The following is a 16,372-nucleotide window of genomic DNA, read 5'->3' on the forward strand; positions in this document are numbered from 1 at the left end:
ACCCATGCCAGCTTTCATCGCCCGAGCCGGACGCGCCGAGCACCTGCGCGACCGGGTACCCGTCGAGGTCCGGCGCAGCGGCGGACGCGTCGTCGAGTCCCGGACCCCTCACCTCGTACCGCCCGCGATCACCGGCAGCCTCGCCGACCTGCTGCCGCGCAACGCCGCCGAGGCGCCCGACGCGGTCGTGGTGTCCCGCCCCGGCGCGGACGGTCGGCGCGAGGACGTCGCCGCCGCCGCCTTCGCCGCCGAGGTGGCCGCCCTCGCCAAAGGCATGGTCGCTGCCGGAATCGCTGGGGGCGACCGGATCGCCCTGATGTGCCGCACCCGCTACGAGTGGATGCTGCTTGACTTCGCCGCGTGGACGGCCGGCGCCGCCATCGTCCCGATCTACCCCACCTCCTCCGCCGAGCAGGCCGGGTGGATCATCCGCGACTCCGGCGCGGTCGCCGTCGTAGCCGAGGACACCGGCACCGCCGCGGTGCTCGCCGAGGCCCTGCGCGAGCTCGACCGCGACGTACCGCTCTGGCGTCTCGACGAGGGCGCCGTCGCCGATCTGACCGTCCGGGGGGCCGACGTCCCGGACAGCGAACTCGCGAAGCGGCGCGCGGCGTTGACTCCGCGGAGCGAGGCCACCCTGATCTACACCTCCGGCACCACGGGGCGCCCCAAGGCATGCCGCCTCACCCACGGCAACTTCATGGACGAGGCCGCCAACTGCCAGGCCCTGCTCCAGCCGGTGTTCGAGGCGGTCTCCGACGAACCGCCGTCCACCCTGCTGTTCCTGCCGCTCTCCCATGTCCTCGGCCGGATGATCCAGGTCGCCTGTGTGCACTCCCGGATCCGGATCGGCCACAGCCCCTCGCTGAACCCGTCCGAACTCCGTCCCGATCTGGCCTCGTTCGGCGCCACGTTCCTGGCCGGCGTGCCGTACCTCTTCGAGAAGATCCACGACCTCGGCCGCCTGGAGGCACAGGCCCGCGGCGCCGCCAAGGTGTACGACCGGGCCCGTGACATCGCCGTCCGCTACGCCCGCGCCGAACTCGCCGCACTGGCCGGCGACGGTCCGCGCGCCCCACTCGGTCTCCGGCTGGTGCACGCACTGTACGACGTCCTGGTGTACCGCAAGGTCCGCAAGGCGATGGGCGCCAAGGTCCGGTACGCGATCAGCGGCGGCTCCTCGCTCTCCCCCGAACTGCTGCTGTTCTTCGCCGGCGCGGGAGTACTGATCTACGAGGGGTACGGCCTCACCGAGACCACCGGCCCGTCCACCCTCAACCCACCGCTTCGGCCCCGCCCGGGCACGGTCGGCCCCCCGGTACCGGGCGGGGCCGTGCGGATCGCCGAGGACGGCGAAGTACTGCTCAGCGGTATGCAGGTGTTCGACGGCTACCTCGGCGCCGCCGAACCGGCCGTGACCGAAGGCTGGTTCACCACCGGCGACCTCGGGCGGCTGGACGACGACGGATACCTCACCATCACCGGCCGCAAGAAGGAGATCCTGGTCACCAGCGGCGGAAAGAACGTCAGCCCCGCCCCGATGGAGGACCGGCTGCGCGCCCACCCGCTGATCAGCCAGTGCCTGGTGCTGGGCGACCGCCGCTCGTACATCGCCGCCCTGGTCACCCTGGACACAGGGGTCGTCGAGCAGTACCTCGCCCACCTCCCGGCGGAGGACACAGCCCCCGGTGCGACGGGACCCGACGTCGACAGCGCGATCCCGGTGCACCCCGCCGTGGCCGCGGAGATCGCGGCGGCCGTTGGGAAGGTCAACAGGACGGTCTCCCGTGCCGAGTCGATACGCCGGGTCCGGATCGTGGCGGGTGACTTCACCGAGGAGCGCGGCCTGCTCACGCCGTCACTGAAGATCAAGCGCCAGGAGGTGGCTTCCGCGTACGCGCAGGACATCGAGCGCCTCTACACCTGACGGAGCAGCGAGTCGTTCCCGTACGAGCCGGCTCCGACGCGGGCGCGGCTGTGGCCTCGGGTGCGATGGCGGCGTCGTCTCGTGACCTCACGCAGGCGGGCGCATAGTGGAAGGAGCAAGTCGGTAGGAGCCCCATGCGCCGTCCCGGTGAATCCGAAGAGGCGACCGCCGCAGCGGAGAGGGCGGCGGGCGGTCCGCGACCGAGCGATGTGCCGGTGGCGGGAGTGCGGGTGGACGCCTCGGGCCGCATCATCCAATGGGATGCGGCGGCCGAGGCCATGCTCGGCTATCCGGCGGCGGAGCTGCTGGGCAGCCGAGGCGAGCTCCTCGTTCCGCCGGCAGGCTCCCCCGGAACCCAGTCCCTGCCGGAGCGGATTTCCGACGGCCGCGACGCGACCGGGCCGTGCACGGCCCGGCATCGGGACGGGCACGTGGTCGAGCTCGCGGTGTGGACCTACCAGGTACCGGCCGGTGGCGACATGCTCGCCTTCCTGCTGGACGTTACCGCGGCGTCCGAGATGCGGACGTCCCGTGCGGTCCTGGACGGCCTATTCCGCCACTCTCCGATCGGGCTGTCCGCCTTCGACGCCGAGCTGCGCTACCTGCGGGTCAACGCCGCCCTGGAGGCGATCAACGGTGTAGCCGAGGCGGAGCACCTCGGGCGGCGGCTGTCCGACGTGCTGCCCGAGGTGAAGAGCGGCGAGGTGGAGGCCGTATTGCGGCGGGTACTGGACACGGGTGAGCCCGTGGTCGGCTTCCGCCGGGCGCCCCGGGCGAGGACCGGGTGTGGTCCTGTTCCTACTTCCGCCTGGAGGACACCGGGGGACGCCCGTTCGGTGTCGGTGCCTCGGTGGTCGACATCACCGCTCGGGTCCGGGCCGAGCTGGCGGCCGCGGCGGGCCGGCGGCGGCTCGACCTGCTCAGTGAGAGCGGCGCCCGTATGAGCACCACCCTGGACATGCGGCAGACCGCGCAGGAGCTGGCCGACGCGGCGCTTCACGGACTCGCCGACATCGCCACCGTGGACCTGCTGGCGGAAATCGCCGACGACGCCGCCGCGGAGCCCGCCGACGGCCTGACCGGCGACATCGTCGTCCGGCGGCTGGGCAAGGCACCAGCACACGGCTCGCCTGCGGCGCAGGTCCTCGCTCCGCCGGGCGCGACTCTCCACCATTCGGCGGATGCCCCGTACGCGCGGGCCATGGCACGTGGCGACCCCTTTCTGGTCGCCGAGATGAACGAGCGAACCCTTCCCGTCTTCCCCGGCCACACCTACACCTTCAGGCAGCTGCACGAGCTGGGGGCTCACTCTCTGCTCGCCGTCCCGCTGCTCGCCCGCGGCAAGGCGCTGGGAGCGGCGGCCTTCTACCGCACGAAGCCCGCCCCGCCCTTCTCGCCCGACGACGTGACACTCGCCCTCGACATCGCGTCCCGGGCAGCCGTCTACCTCGACAACGCCCGCCTGTACACCCGCGAACACGACACGGCCGTGACGCTGCAGCGCAGCCTGCTGCCGCACAGGCTGACGCCTCTGCAAGGAATCGAGATCGCCCACTGCTACCGGCCCGCGAGCGAGGCCAACGAGGTCGGCGGTGACTGGTATGACGTCGTGGCGCTGTCCTCATGACGGGCCGCCCTGATGGTCGGGGATGTCATGGGACACGGCATCATGGCCGCGGCAGCCATGGGCCAACTGCGCAGTACCATGCGCGCGTTCGCCCGTCTGGCACTGCCTCCGGAGCAGTTGCTGCGGCAGCTCGATGCCACTCTGGCGGATGTTCCCGGCACGCCTCTGGCCACGTGCGTCTCCGCGGTGTGCGACCCTGCGGCCGGCTCCTGTTCGATCACGCTGGCAGGCCATCCCCCACCCGTCGTCGTCCACCCCGACGGCGCCGCCGAACTGCTGGAACTGCCCTCCGGGGTGCCGCCGGGAGTGGGCGGCATCGAATTCCTGCCGGCCGAGGTCCCGCTGGCCCCGGGCAGCGTCCTCGCCCTCTACACCGACGGCCTGGTGGAAACCCGCCGCGACGACGTCGACCACCGCCTGTCGCAGCTGGTCGACGTGCTGTCCGCCGGCTCCGCGCTGCCGCTGGACGCCCTCAGCCAGACCGTGGTGGACCGTCTCGCCCCCTCACCCGTGGACGACGTCGCCCTGCTGCTCGCCCGGATCGGTCCCCCGGAAACGTAGGCAGGGGGCTCCGGCATTCGTACGTGGACACGCCGTGCACGTCACCGACGAGGGTCGGCGTGGACGGTCAGCGGCGGATCAGGCCGAGGCCGGTTGCGGTGGCGACCGCGGCGGTGCGGGGTCGATGCCGAGTTTGGTGTAGATGCGGGCCAGGTGGGACTTGACGGTGCCCTCGGTGAGGTGGAGGCGCTGACCGATGGCCTGGTTGGACAGGCCGTCCGCGACCAGGACGAGTACTTCGGTCTCGCGCCGGGTCAAGGCGGTGGCGGGGGCTCGGAGGCGGTTCATGAGGCGGTCCGCGACGGCCGGGGCCAGAGTGGTGCGGCCGGCGGCGGCGGTGCGTCCGGCCGCGGCCAGGTCCTCGGGAGGGGCGTCCTTGAGGAGGTAGCCGGGGGCACCGGCTTCAATGGCGGGCAGGGTGTCGGCATCGGAGTCGTAGGTCGTGACGATCAGCACGCGGGGGGGCATCCGGGCGGGCGGTGATCTGAGCGGCCTCGGCTCCGCCCATTCCTTTGCCGAACTGGAGGTCCATCAGCACGACGTCGACATCGCCCTGGGCTGCGCGGGCGACGGCTTCCTCGGCGGTGGGGGCTTCGGCCACCACTGTGAGGCCTGGCTCAGTCTCCAGTACAGCGCGGAGTCCGGCCCGCGCGACGGGGTGGTCGTCGGCGATGAGAAGTCGGATGGGGTGGTCGTTCACCGGGGGGCCTCGGGCTCGTGGTCGGCGGGCGGGGGAAGCGGGAACTGTGCGGCCAGGGCTGTGCCCCGGCCGGGGCGGATTCGACCGTCAAGGCACCGCCGAGGGCCCGCACGCGGGCGCGCATCGCGGCCAGCCCGAAGCCGCCGGCTTCGGGGTCGGGGGCGGGCAGCCGGCCGGGGTCGAAGCCTGCTCCGTCGTCGACGACGTCGAGGGCGACGTGGCCGCCGAGGTAGCTGAGGGTGACCTCGGTGGTAGTGGCGTGAGCGTGGCAGGCCGTGTTGGCGAGGGCGGACTGGGCGATGCGCAGAAGGGCGACCTCGTGAGCGGTCGGCAGCGGCGCCGGGTCGCCGGTGAGATGGAAGCGGGCGGTGAGCGGGTGCCGGGTTGAGGTGATGGCGCAGAGCCGCTCCAGCGCGCCGGCCAGGGTGGCGCCTTCCAGTGACGGAGGTGTGAGGGCGGCGACGAACCGGCGGGCCTCGGCGAGGTTGTCCACGGCCACCTGGCAGGCCTGGTCCACGAAACGGGCGGCGTTCAGCGGTGCGCCGGGCAGTGCGCGCTCGGCGGCGCGAAGCAGCAGCTGGATGCTGGAGAGACCCTGGGCGGGTGTCGTGGATCTCGCGGGCCAGGCGTTCACGTTCGGCCAGCACTCCGGCGGTGTGCTGGGCGGCGGCGAGGTCTGCGCGGGTGGCGGTGAGTTCCTCGATGAGCTGGCGGCGCTGTTAGCTCTCCCGGTACAGGGCCTGGTAGCCCCACACCACCGCGACCGCGACGGCCCCGCCCAGGGCCGAACCGATCGCCATGGCCACGTTGAAAGAGCCCTGGTGAGCGGCGTAGGCGGTGATCGCGGCCACAGTTGTGGCGGCCACGGCGACCAGGCCCGCGCGGCGGGGCAGATGGTGGAGCTGGAGGAAGTACAGGGGAAAGGCGAGCCGGACGGCGTCTTGGGACAGCCAGCCAGCAGGCAGCGACTGCGGCCAGCCAGAGTGTTGCGGAGCGGCGGACACCGGGCAGGAGCGGCCCGGCCGCGTACGCCAGGGCGCACGCCGCGGCCAGGGCGACGGTCAGCGCGGCGTGAGGACGGCCGTCGATCACGGCGCGGCCCGCGGCCAGGGCGAGGAGGGCGACATCGGGGCGTTGCGGCCCATGCCCCTCCCCTGCGGGGCAGGGGCCGCAAGCCGGCTCGGGGGATCAGCGGTCGCGGACCGCGACGATGCCGTTGAAGACTCCGATGTACGCGGTGCCGTCTGGGCCGAGGGTGATCGGGGCCCAGTTGTTGTCGTACAGCGGGCCGGTTCCGGTCAGCTTGCTCCAGCGGCGCTCGCCGGTGCGGAAGTCGACTGCGGTGAGGTACCAGGCGTCGATGCCCCAGCGGTTGGGTTCCTTCTCGTAGAAGTAGAGCAGTCCGTTGCCGGTTGAGAGCTTGGGCACCGTGGAGGGTGAGCGGATCGCGCTCTGCCAGACGATGTCGCAGCCGCTGCCGTCGGCGCGGACGTCGATGCGGGTGACCCCGCCGACGACGCTCTTGCCGAGCAGTAGGCTGGTGGGGTTCTCGTAGCCGTAGTTGTTCTCGACGACGAGGCTGTTGCCCCAGCTGATCAGGGAGTTGTCGGTGGTGGAGGCCCCGGAGCCGAAGACCGGCACCTTGCAGACCAGCCTCCGGTCCTCCGGGACGTCGGTGCCGCGCTTGAATACGAGGACGTTCATTCGGTCGTCGGCGTTGTCGGTGATGGCGACGTAGCCGTTGCCGAAGAGGTCCGGGGTGGTGCCCGAGCCCTGGTTCACGGAGCCGGGCTTGGTCCCGGTGCCGCGGTCGTAGGTCTGTCGCCACCGCACCTGCGGGGTGCCGTCTGCGGTGGTGCGGAAGCTGTAGAGGGCGTGGTCGGTGACGATGGAGACGCCGTCCTCGGCGACCGAGAAGGAGTTCTGGATCTCCTCGCCCTGGAGCTGTGTGTGGCGGATGGTCCCGGTCACCGGGTCCACGGTGCCGACCCGGCCCTGGCGGGTGACCCACCAGATGCGGCCGTCCCAGTCCGGCATGACCGAGGTGACGGGGTCGCAGGTGCCGCTGGGCCTCAGGTTGGTCCAGCTGGCGCAGTCGTGCGGGACGACTCCGGTGAGGTCCCAGTCGTTCTCGACGGTGAACTTCCAGCTGCCGTCGGGGTTCTGGGAGTGGGCGAGGCGCAGGATGTGCTGGCGGGAGTCGGCCAGCACGGCCCGGTCATGGTTGTCGAGGTAGAAGTAGGCGCCTCCCGAGGTGTCCTTGAAGATTTTTGAGAAGTCGAGCGAGGTGATCGCCTCGACCGTCGAGGAGCGCTGCGGGAGCTGGTGTTCGGCGAGCGTGGCGAGGGTGCGCGGGTCCAGGAGCTTGACCTTGAACCCGGAGAAGGTGCCGCACACGGTGATCAGGCGGCCGTCGGTGTCGAAGGTGGCGGTGGCGCACTCGCCGCCGAGCGCGGCGATCTTCTCGCTCCTCACCTCCGGGTTCCGGCCCAGCGGGCCGGACCACGGCGAGGTGGCGCTTCCGCCTGCGTCGGAGTGCATGCCGCTGCGGCCGTTGGGCGCGAGGTACGGGTGCTGCGGCGGGGCCTCGCCGGGCAGCGGGGCGGCGTTCGCGGGGCTCCCCTGGTAGTGGCTGACCAGGCGGTGGCCCGGCGTCATGGGTATCTCCTCGGCCTGCGCCGGCAGGGCCGCGCTCAGGACCGCGAGCGCGGCCAGGGCGGGGATCGCGGCGTAGTTCAGCGTTCTTCGGAACATCCGGATTTCCTCCGTTTCTCTGTTGACACTGCTTCTGGCATCAGACCGCCGCCGGATGCTGGGTCTCAGGACCGCGGAAGGGGTCGTCTCCTGTTCTCCCGGACGTGTTCCGGCGGCTGGAATAACCGCCCCGCGCCGTCAGGGGCCGGCGGAGTCCGGGAGGAGCAGCTTGCGGTGCAGCACCGGACCGCCGATGGCCACGGTCAGGGCGAGGGCGGCGGCGGTGATCAGCTGTTCCCGCTCGGTCCAGCGGGCCAGTAGTACGTCGAGTCCGAGGGCGGCAGCGAGCAGGAGCACCTTGGCTGCGACCATGGGGCGCAGCGGCGGCTGTATGGACGCGATTCGTCTCACCCGTTGCCGGAGCAGGTGGAGGAAGGGCGGGATCACCACGACGACTACGAGCAGGCGCAGGGTGTGTTCCCAGGGGGGAGTGTTCTGGCCGAGCGCCCACGCGCCGCCGATGAGGAGTCCGATGGCGGCGTAGGCGAGTCGTAGCAGTCGCTGGTTTGGTGGTGCGTGGCCCGGGGCTTGGATCGGCATCGGTTCTCCTCGGTGGACGGTCTCGCCGCTCGTTGTCACCGATCGCGGTCACCGAGCGGCATTCAGGCGATGATCAGTAGGCGTTCAGGCGGTAATCAGGAGACGATCGGGCGGAACAGCCCCTCCTGCACCACCGAGACCAGCAGCCGCCCTTCGCGGTCGTAGATCCGCCCGCGCGCGAGCCCGCGCCCGCCTGTCGCGATCGGGGACTCCTGGTCGTAGAGAAACCATTCGTCGGTACGGAAGGGCCGGTGGAACCACATCGCGTGGTCCAGGGACGCCATGTCGAAGCCGCGCGGCCCCCACAGCGGCTCAACCGGGATGCGGACCGCGTCCAGCAACGTCATGTCGGAGGCGTACGTCAGCGCGCAGGTGTGCACCAGCGGGTGGTCGCCCAGCGGCCCCACCGCTCGCATCCACACCGCGCTGCGCGGGTCGGCCTCCTTGACCTGTTCCTTGGTCCAGCGCAGCCGGTCGACGTAGCGGATGTCGAAGGGCTGGCGGCGGGCCATCCGCTCCAGCGCCTCCGGCAGCGCCCCCAGGTGCCCGCGGATCTCGTCGGTGACGCTCGGCAGCGTTCTCCGGGTCCGGGAAGTCCAGCCGTGGCGGTAGCTGGTGCTCGAAGCCGGCCTCCTCGGGCTGGTGGAAGGAGGCGGTGAGGTTGAAGATCGTGCGGCCCTGCTGGACCGCGGTGACCCGGCGGGTGGTGAAGGAGCGGCCGTCCCTGACCCGTTCGACCTGGTAGACGATCGGCACACCGGGGCGGCCGGGTCGCAGGAAGTACGCGTGCAGCGAGTGGACCGGACGTGCGCCGTCGGTGGTTCGACCCGCCGCGACCAGGGCCTGGCCGGCGACCTGGCCGCCGAAGACCCGCTGGAGGGACTCGTTCGGGCTGAGCCCCCGAAAGATGCTGACCTCGATCTGCTCCAGGTCGAGCAGATCGACGAGTCTCTCGGCGGGACTGGTCATGGACACGATCCTTTCAGAGCGGGTCGGCGTTCAGAACCGGCCGACGTCCAGCTTGCCCAGCGCGGCCACCTGGTCCAGCGCCGCCAGCTCCACACGCCGGAACATGGCGCTGCGTGGGGAGAAGGTGACCTTCCCGGGGAGGCTCACCCCACGGCGGGGCCCTCGGCTGCCTCAGCCGTCTCCCGCCAGGGCGGGACCGTCCCGAAGGCCGGGCAGTCGGTCGCCAGGCTCCCGTGGGGACGGGGTGGTGACCGGCGCGGTCAGCAGTCCGGTCACTGCGTCGATCAGGCCCAGGGTGAACGCCTCGGGGTCCCGGCGGTCGGGGGCGTCGTCCGGCTCGGAGCGCTGCCGTTCGAGGTCGGCCAGTCCGGCGATGATCATCTGTCCGGCCCATCTGGACCGCAGTCGCGCCTGTGGCCGGGACAGGGACGGCATCCGGTCGCCGAGCAGCCGGCCGACCGCATGGGACTCGTCGAACCCGCCGATTCCCAGCAGCGTGGGCACGTCGTGTCCGGTGTGTTCGAAGATCCGGTTGAGGAAGCGGACGTAGTGGCTGGCGGGTTCGGTGGCCTGTTCGGCGAGCGGGCGAACGAGGGCCTGCACCAGGTCCCACGGCTCGACGGCGCCGTTCGCGTCCTCCGCCAGCTTGAGCAGCTCGCGTCGCCGCGCGTCGATGGCAGCGAGGCGGTGCCGGAAGATGGCACCGATCAGCGCGTCCTTGTTCCCGAAGTGGTACTGCGCGGCCGCGGTGTTGCGCTGCCCGGCGACGGTGCTGATCTGGCGCAGTGACGTGCCGGCGATCCCCTGCGTCGCGAACAGGCGCTCCGCGGTGAGCAGGATCCGCAGTTCGGTGGACATTTCCTTGGGTGCTCCAGACGCGAGACGAGCACGGTGTGACACCGTGCGGCCACACACCATTTAAAACGCATGCTTTAATGCGTGTCAAGGCAGTCTCCACGACGCGGCTCCTGCCCACGGGGCCGCACGACAGCGAGATGAGGAATGCTCATGCCGCCCGTCCCGTTGTCCCCAGGAACGTCCCGTTCGCGCGGCCTCGGGCGCACCGTCCGGGAGTACTCCGCCGCCCCCCGCCCGGGCCGGGACGCCCCCGACGTGATCGTCATCGTCCTCGACGATCTGGGCTTCGCCCAGACCGGCGCGTTCGGTTCGGACATCGCGACCCCGCACATCGACCGGCTCGCCGCGGGCGGCCTGCGGTACAACCGCTTCCACGTCACCGCGATGTGCTCGCCCACCCGCGCCAGCCTGCTCACCGGCCGCAACCACCACGCGGTCGGCATGGGCTTCCTGGTCGACCTGCCCATCACCTATCCAGGCTATGACGCGCGGATACCTCGTTCGGCGGCGCCGCTGCCGCGCCTGCTGCGCGATGCCGGCTACTCGACGCTGGCCGTCGGCAAGTGGCACCTGACGCCGCGTTGGGAACGCTCCGCCTCCGGGCCGTTCGACCGCTGGCCGCTCGGTTACGGATTCGAGCGGTTCTACGGCTTCCTGCAGGGCGACGCCAATCACTGGGCGCCGCAGCTGGTCTGCGACAACCACTACATCGAGCCGCCCGCCGGCCCGCAGGACGGCTACCACCTGAGCGAGGACCTGGTCACCACCGCCCAGCGGATGATCCTCGACCAGAAGCACGCCACCCCGGACAAGCCGTACTTCCTCTACCTGCCGTTCGGAGCGATGCACTCGCCGCACCACGTGGCGCCCGAGTGGGTCGAGCCGTACCGGGGCCACTTCGACCAGGGCTGGGAGCAGTGGCGGGAGGAGACCTTCGCCTGGCAGGTCGCCACCGGCATCGTCCCCGCCGGCACCGAGCTGCCGCCACGGCCGCCGTGGATCCCCGACTGGAAGACGCTCACGGCCGACGAACGGCGCGTCTTCGCCCGCATGCAGGAGGTCTACGCCGGGTTCCTCACCCACACCGACGCGCAGATCGGCCGGCTCGTCGACTTTCTGGAACGCACCGGACGCCTGGACAACACCCTGTTCCTGTTCCTGTCCGACAACGGCGCCAGCGCCGAGGGCGGACAGCTCGGCACCCCCAACGAGCACCGCTTCACCTCCCGCATGGACGACTCCACCGCCCGCAACCTGGCCCTGCTCGACCACTGGGGCGGCCCGGACACCTACCCCCACTACGCCTGGGGCTGGGCGTGGGCGGGCAACACGCCGCTACGGCTGTGGAAGCGCTACACCTGGCTCGGCGGCACCCGCGCACCGCTCATCGCGCACTGGCCGCGTGGCATCGCCGCACGCGGCCAGATCCGCAGCCAGATCACCCACGTCACCGACCTCATGCCGACGATCCTGCAGGCCTGCGGAATCGAAGCCCCCGACACCGTGGACGGCGTGGAGCAGCAGCCCGTCGACGGCCGCAGCCTGCAGCCGACCTTCGACGACCCCCACGCCCCCGCCCCGCGACAGACGCAGTACTTCGAGATGCTCGGCTCACGGTCGATCATCCACGGCGACTGGAAGGCCACCACCGACCACGTCTCGCACGGCGTCCAGGACGAGGAACGCCTGCTGCTCGGCAGCCGCGACTTCGCCACCGACCACTGGTCGCTGTTCCACCTCCCGGACGACTTCGCTGAGGCCCGCGACCTCGCCGACCAGCATCCCGTCATCGTCGCCGAGCTGGAGAACCTCTGGTTCGCCGAAGCGGAACGCAACCAGGTCCTGCCCCTGGACGACACTCTGCAGGGCCGCCTCACCGCCCTGGTGCCACCCCCCTACGACATCCCGAGGCGGGCCCGCTACCTGCCCGGCGGCGGGCCCGTCCACGACGAGGCGCTGCCCTTGCTGTTCGGCGGCTTCACCCTCGTCGCCGACATCGACGTCCCCGAGGCGGGCGCGGACGGCGTGCTGTGCGCCCTGGGCGACCGCACCGGCGGGTTCGTCCTGCACAGCGTCGCGGGCCGCCTCACCCTGGCTTGCTCACGCGCCGGCGACATGGACCGGGTGACGGCGCCGGAGCCGCTGCCCGCTGGCCGGCACCACGTGGGCTTCCGGTTCGACGCACAAGCCAAGGAGTTCGCCCTGCTCCAGAACGGGCACACCGTGGCGGCCGTCCCGCTCGGCGGCGACTTCCCCTTCGTCTTCCAGCACGGCGGCACCGGCCTGTGCATCGGCTACGACCGCGGCCTGCCCGTGGAGGACACCTACCGGCCCCCGCACCAGTGGACCGGCACCATCCACGAGGTCGTCATCGACACCGTCCCCGGCCCCGCCCGAGAACTGTCGGACGAGATCCGAAGCGCCCTGCACGGCGACTGACCGACCACGGACGTCACCCACCCGCCGGCCGCGTGGGCCGGGGCTCGGACCACCGCCACGATCGCCGCCCGGTTGTCCGGGCCCCACCCGCCCGCCCGCAGGCCCGTCTGACGCGACGGCGCCCGCCCCGCCGTCTGCGCTTCCCGACTCCCGCCTCCGGCCCGGGCGGAGCGGCGGATGCGGGGCAGGAGGGGTCTGGCCGCGTACACCAAGGCGCACACGACCGCGACGGACACGGTCATCGCGGCGTGGGGCCGGTCATCGGCCACGGCCCGGCCGGCCTGTCTTGCGCGGCCTCGGTGAACCGGTCGATGACCAGGTTCCGCTCCGCGCTCTTTGCGTCCGTGGCCGTGACCGAGTGGACGAGGGTGCGGCTCGGGTCGCGGGTGCCGCCGACCAGCGCGCCCTAGCCTTAGCATGACCCGACTTGCCCCAGAGGACCTCGCCGCCCGCCCTCTGGAGCTCCAGTCCCGCGCTACGGGGCACGTTTGGGAGGTTCGCCGGGCGGGTTAACATCTCCTCCGGCTGCGGCCCGGGCTCGATCCGCACCCCGGAACAACGTTGTGAGCGGCCACTCCACGTCGGCAGCGGTCGAGACCATGTCCCCGGCCCCCCAGCGGTCCGGCTGGTCACCCCCTGCACCTGTCAGCCCAGCAGGGCCGGGTGCGGACGATGCGGTGTGCCCTTGCCCGCCTGTGGCGGGGGGCGTAGTTCCGCGGTCAGTCCCGGTACTTGATTGCCATCTCTGTGAGTCCCACTCCGGCCAGGACGACGATGCCTCCGATGGCGACGACGGCTCGCGGAGCACCTGGCGGAGCGGCAGCGGAACCCCTCCTGAGCATGCGGCGACACCCAACCCCGAGTGGTGGCGCTACTTCCAGACGGCGATCGGGTCGTTCTTCCCGGACTCGACCCATTCGACCCGGGTCGGGTCCGTCCCGCCCTCATCGGTGAGGTAGATGCCGCACGACTCGTAACTCTCGCCCTTCGGGGCGCTGTCGAAATCCTTCTTGTCCTTGTCATCGACGGTGCACGCGTCGAACTTCGGTCCCGCCTCCATAGTGACGTTGCCGTCCGCGTCAACGGTTGAGGAAGGGAAACCGGGCATGACGCTCAGATACGTGAGTCGCCCGTCATCGCCCACAACATCGAGGTCGGGCCACTCCGCAGACCTGTCCGTGGTCTTGGCGACGCGGTAGTGGACGTGGTAAGGCGTCCGGCCGGCGTACCGCTCGGCGCCCTCCAGCGACGCCAGATCCGCGGCGCTGCCCTGCTCCACACGCAGCACGGTTACGTCGAGGTTCTCTGCGCCGGCCTTCTCGCCGTACGAGAGCTCCTGCCCGGAGGAGCAGCCGGTGACGACGGCAGCAAGGGTGAGCAGGGTGGCGGGCATCAGTCGGAACTTCAAGGATTCCCCCTGGGAACGGTACGGTCCGGCCCCACGGCCGGATGCGATGGGGAATTCCTGACAGCGTCACACCCTGCGCCTGGCGGCGATGTCCTGCCAGACGAACGCCGCGAGGCCCAGCAGCGCACCGGCGTGCAGCAGCCACCAGCCGCCCTCGAAGGAGAAGTAGGTGATGCGGGCGACAGTGCCCGACGGGCCGCCGACGACCGTCGGCTCCCACCACAGCTGGCTGGAGAAGAGCCGCAGCGGCAGGGCCAGGGCACAGCCGAAGCCGAGGATCCGCGGGACGCCATGGGACCGTCGCGGGAGGGCGGCCATGTACAGCACGGCCGCCTGTGCCAGGAGCGGGAGGAGCAGCCAGGGCCAGGACACGAGGCCGGAGCCGTCCGGCAGCGCGGGGAAGTGCTCCAGCCCGAGGGCCTCGTAGGCCGACTCGTTGCCGTGGTAGCCCTTGGTGTCGCCGAAGGCGATGTCGAACTGGTAGGCCATGAGCGGCAGCGCGCCGGCAAACAGTCCCAGTGCGGACACACACGTCAGCACGACACCGATGACAGCACCCCATCGCACCGTCGGCGCCGGATGCGCCCGCAGGGCGGCGGGAAGAACCGGAGCGGGCGCGCCGGGCTGCGGCCCGAAACCGCCCGCCACCGGAGCATCGGGCGCCGGCGGTGTGTACGCGGGTTGCGTCGGCATCGCGTAGGGCGGGCGGCCTGGTGCGGCCGGTTGTGGTCCGAGGGGTCCCGCCGCGGGGTGAGCCGGCGCAGTCCGCCGGCCGCCTGGTTCGGCGACGACGATCTCGATGTGCGGCGGGGCGTACTTGCGGGCCTTGGCGACCATCTTGCCCAGGTCGAACTTCGCCGGCTCGACGGCGACATGGAGCGGTGCGGGCATCGCCGGGTCGTGCGGGCAGACGTCCGCTCCGGCGGGGATCGCCGCACCGGGGCGTAGCTGCGCGCCGATCAGGACGTGCTGGCCATTCGCGGGCGTAGCGACGACGATCTGTGTGACATCGGCCCCCGGGAGCAGCACGTTGCCGATCCGCACGCCGGCGGGGTCGAACTGGAAGAGAATGCGCCGCGCGTCGAACCAGGAGGAGATGAACGGGATGGCCAGGACGATCACCGTGCCGCCTTTCATGTCCAGCGCCCACCCGAGGATGACGGCCAGCACCACGATGCCGATGATCAAGCCCCACAGGGCGGCGAGGTCGTGCGGGGAGAAGGGGCGGGTCACTTTGTATCGCGCCCAGCGGGCGCGGCGGGTGGTGCCGCGTGCCGATGGCGCGGCAGTGGGGTGCGGGAAGGTCATGCTCGGTGGTCCCCCGTATTGCTTCTGCATGGTGGTGGTTCCGGACGGTCCGCGCGATCAACTGCTCGAGGGACTGTAGCGGGAGAGACGTTTGCGCAGGGGCGCGGCTACGTCATGGGACGGCCTCCTCCGCACGCGTCGGGTGTCCGCACCGTTCAGACTCGTCCCCGACCGTGCAGCGCTGGTGACGGCGGTGGCGGAAGTGGTCGCGGTGGACTTCGGCGCGGCACAGCTGAACGCGGTGAACTCGACAGAAGAGATCCCGTTCAGGGTGTTGGGTGCATCATTCGTCCCATATGCGTTGGCCTACCTGGACCGTTTCAAGTTCCTGCACGGCATGGTCTTCGGCGCAGATCGCAGACCCGCCCTGGAGGAGGGAGGTGTGGGCTGTCGCGCCAAGGGCGAGCGGGGCGGCGAGCTTCGGTCGGATCTTCAAGGATTCCCCCTGTGTTGACGGTACGGTCCGCCCCTCGGCCGGATGTTCGCCAGGATCTTCCACCTGTGCCGGCGAGGACGGGATGGGACTTCGGGCTCGGAGTCATGTGTCACGTCGGGCCGGACCGGGGCCGGCGATCAGTGCCGATCGCGTTCAGGACTCTTGGCGCAGTTCGCTGTCGGGTGCGAGGACACCCAGCCCGAACAGGTCGACGACCTGGTCGGTCATTACATCTGCCCGTGACGCGTCGACGTATCCGTCGATGAACATCTGGGAAAGGCCGTAGACCAGCGCTTGGGCGGCGATTCTGATCAGCTCGGGGTCGGCTTGGCGGAGCTCGCCACGCAGCTGACCGGCGGTGATCATCTCGATGACGCTGTCGGTGAAGACGCGGTGCCCCTCCTCCAGAGCGGATGTGCGATCCGTGCCGAAGACGGCACGGCGCAGGAGGGCGAACCTGTGCGGGTGGGCCAGGGCGTAGTGCACGAAGGAGGTGCCCAATGCCCTGAAGGGGACGGCGTCGGCGGAGTGCACCGCGGCGAGCTGCGCCGCCCCGAAGTCCAGGGCGACGACCTCGGCGACCGCGGTCATCAGGGCGGCCCGGTCGGGGAAGTGCCTGAAGGGTGCGGACGGGGACACGCCCGCTCTCCGAGCCATCTCGCGGACGGTCACCGCCTCGGCGCCCGCCTCGTCAAGCAGTTCGACGGCGTGCGCGAGCAGAGTCTCCGGAAGTGATCCGTGGTGGTAGGGCCGTCCGGCCCCCCGGGTGTTCATGCAACCAGTCGTATCACACCTTGACACGCCATCGACGAGTAGATGTAATCAACGCTCACATGGATGTGTTC

General features: G+C 71.1%; 12 protein-coding genes and 3 pseudogenes. 6 read left to right on the plus strand and 9 right to left on the minus strand.

Features of this window, described 5'->3' with window-relative positions; all coding sequences use genetic code 11:
- Window positions 1–4 precede the first annotated feature (4 nt).
- From ACTVZO_RS40595 to ACTVZO_RS40610, 4 genes are all read left to right on the plus strand, one after another.
- The gene (locus ACTVZO_RS40595) at window positions 5–1,927 is read left to right on the plus strand and encodes an AMP-dependent synthetase/ligase (RefSeq protein WP_443303604.1); all 1,923 of its coding nucleotides are present in this window, start codon (window positions 5–7) and stop codon (window positions 1,925–1,927) included.
- Window positions 1,928–2,061: 134 nt separating this feature from the next.
- Window positions 2,062–2,871, plus strand: coding sequence for a PAS domain-containing protein (locus ACTVZO_RS40600; protein ID WP_443303605.1), 810 nt, complete (start codon window positions 2,062–2,064; stop codon window positions 2,869–2,871).
- Window positions 2,868–3,554, plus strand: a complete 687-nt coding sequence (locus ACTVZO_RS40605) for a GAF domain-containing protein (protein WP_443303606.1) — start codon at window positions 2,868–2,870, stop codon at window positions 3,552–3,554. The genes ACTVZO_RS40600 and ACTVZO_RS40605 overlap by 4 nt, the downstream gene beginning before the upstream one ends.
- A gap of 27 nt (window positions 3,555–3,581) precedes the next feature.
- On the plus strand, window positions 3,582–4,115 hold the full coding sequence (locus ACTVZO_RS40610) for a PP2C family protein-serine/threonine phosphatase (RefSeq protein WP_443303607.1): 534 nt from the start codon (window positions 3,582–3,584) through the stop codon (window positions 4,113–4,115).
- A gap of 67 nt (window positions 4,116–4,182) precedes the next feature.
- Here ACTVZO_RS40610 and ACTVZO_RS40615 read toward each other — a convergent pair.
- The 6 genes and pseudogenes from ACTVZO_RS40615 to ACTVZO_RS40640 all read right to left on the minus strand — a co-directional run bounded on the left by ACTVZO_RS40615 (window position 4,183) and on the right by ACTVZO_RS40640 (window position 9,936).
- Window positions 4,183–4,815 (minus strand): annotated as a pseudogene (locus ACTVZO_RS40615) (response regulator).
- Window positions 4,812–5,925 (minus strand): annotated as a pseudogene (locus ACTVZO_RS40620) (sensor histidine kinase). Before ACTVZO_RS40620 ends, ACTVZO_RS40615 begins: the two co-directional pseudogenes overlap by 4 nt.
- Before the next feature lie 78 nt (window positions 5,926–6,003).
- Window positions 6,004–7,569, minus strand: coding sequence for a hypothetical protein (locus tag ACTVZO_RS40625; protein WP_443303608.1), 1,566 nt, complete (start codon window positions 7,567–7,569; stop codon window positions 6,004–6,006).
- A gap of 138 nt (window positions 7,570–7,707) precedes the next feature.
- Window positions 7,708–8,109, minus strand: coding sequence for a hypothetical protein (locus ACTVZO_RS40630; protein WP_443303609.1), 402 nt, complete (start codon window positions 8,107–8,109; stop codon window positions 7,708–7,710).
- Between the two features lie 95 nt (window positions 8,110–8,204).
- Window positions 8,205–9,078 (minus strand): annotated as a pseudogene (locus ACTVZO_RS40635) (acyl-CoA thioesterase).
- 171 nt (window positions 9,079–9,249) lie between these two features.
- The gene (locus ACTVZO_RS40640) at window positions 9,250–9,936 is read right to left on the minus strand and encodes a TetR/AcrR family transcriptional regulator (protein WP_443303610.1); all 687 of its coding nucleotides are present in this window, start codon (window positions 9,934–9,936) and stop codon (window positions 9,250–9,252) included.
- A gap of 150 nt (window positions 9,937–10,086) precedes the next feature.
- Between ACTVZO_RS40640 and ACTVZO_RS40645 the strand changes: the two genes are divergently transcribed.
- Complete coding sequence (locus tag ACTVZO_RS40645; protein ID WP_443303611.1) at window positions 10,087–12,375, plus strand: arylsulfatase; 2,289 nt, start codon at window positions 10,087–10,089, stop codon at window positions 12,373–12,375.
- A gap of 871 nt (window positions 12,376–13,246) precedes the next feature.
- On the opposite strand, the gene ACTVZO_RS40650 is transcribed toward ACTVZO_RS40645, so the two are convergent.
- Window positions 13,247–13,768: a hypothetical protein gene (locus ACTVZO_RS40650; RefSeq protein ID WP_443303612.1), complete on the minus strand. Its 522-nt coding sequence runs from the start codon at window positions 13,766–13,768 to the stop codon at window positions 13,247–13,249.
- A gap of 81 nt (window positions 13,769–13,849) precedes the next feature.
- Entirely contained in the window at window positions 13,850–15,091 is a 1,242-nt protein-coding gene (locus ACTVZO_RS40655) for a hypothetical protein (RefSeq protein ID WP_443303613.1), read from the minus strand.
- A gap of 193 nt (window positions 15,092–15,284) precedes the next feature.
- Between ACTVZO_RS40655 and ACTVZO_RS40660 the strand changes: the two genes are divergently transcribed.
- Complete coding sequence (locus ACTVZO_RS40660; protein WP_443303614.1) at window positions 15,285–15,545, plus strand: hypothetical protein; 261 nt, start codon at window positions 15,285–15,287, stop codon at window positions 15,543–15,545.
- Window positions 15,546–15,680: 135 nt separating this feature from the next.
- Here the strand turns inward: ACTVZO_RS40660 and ACTVZO_RS40665 are convergent, their stop codons facing one another.
- Complete coding sequence (locus tag ACTVZO_RS40665) at window positions 15,681–16,301, minus strand: TetR/AcrR family transcriptional regulator (RefSeq protein ID WP_443303615.1); 621 nt, start codon at window positions 16,299–16,301, stop codon at window positions 15,681–15,683.
- Window positions 16,302–16,372 lie beyond the last annotated feature (71 nt).

This window comes from Streptomyces sp. IBSNAI002 (assembly GCF_052244475.1).
Lineage (GTDB): Bacteria > Actinomycetota > Actinomycetes > Streptomycetales > Streptomycetaceae > Streptomyces.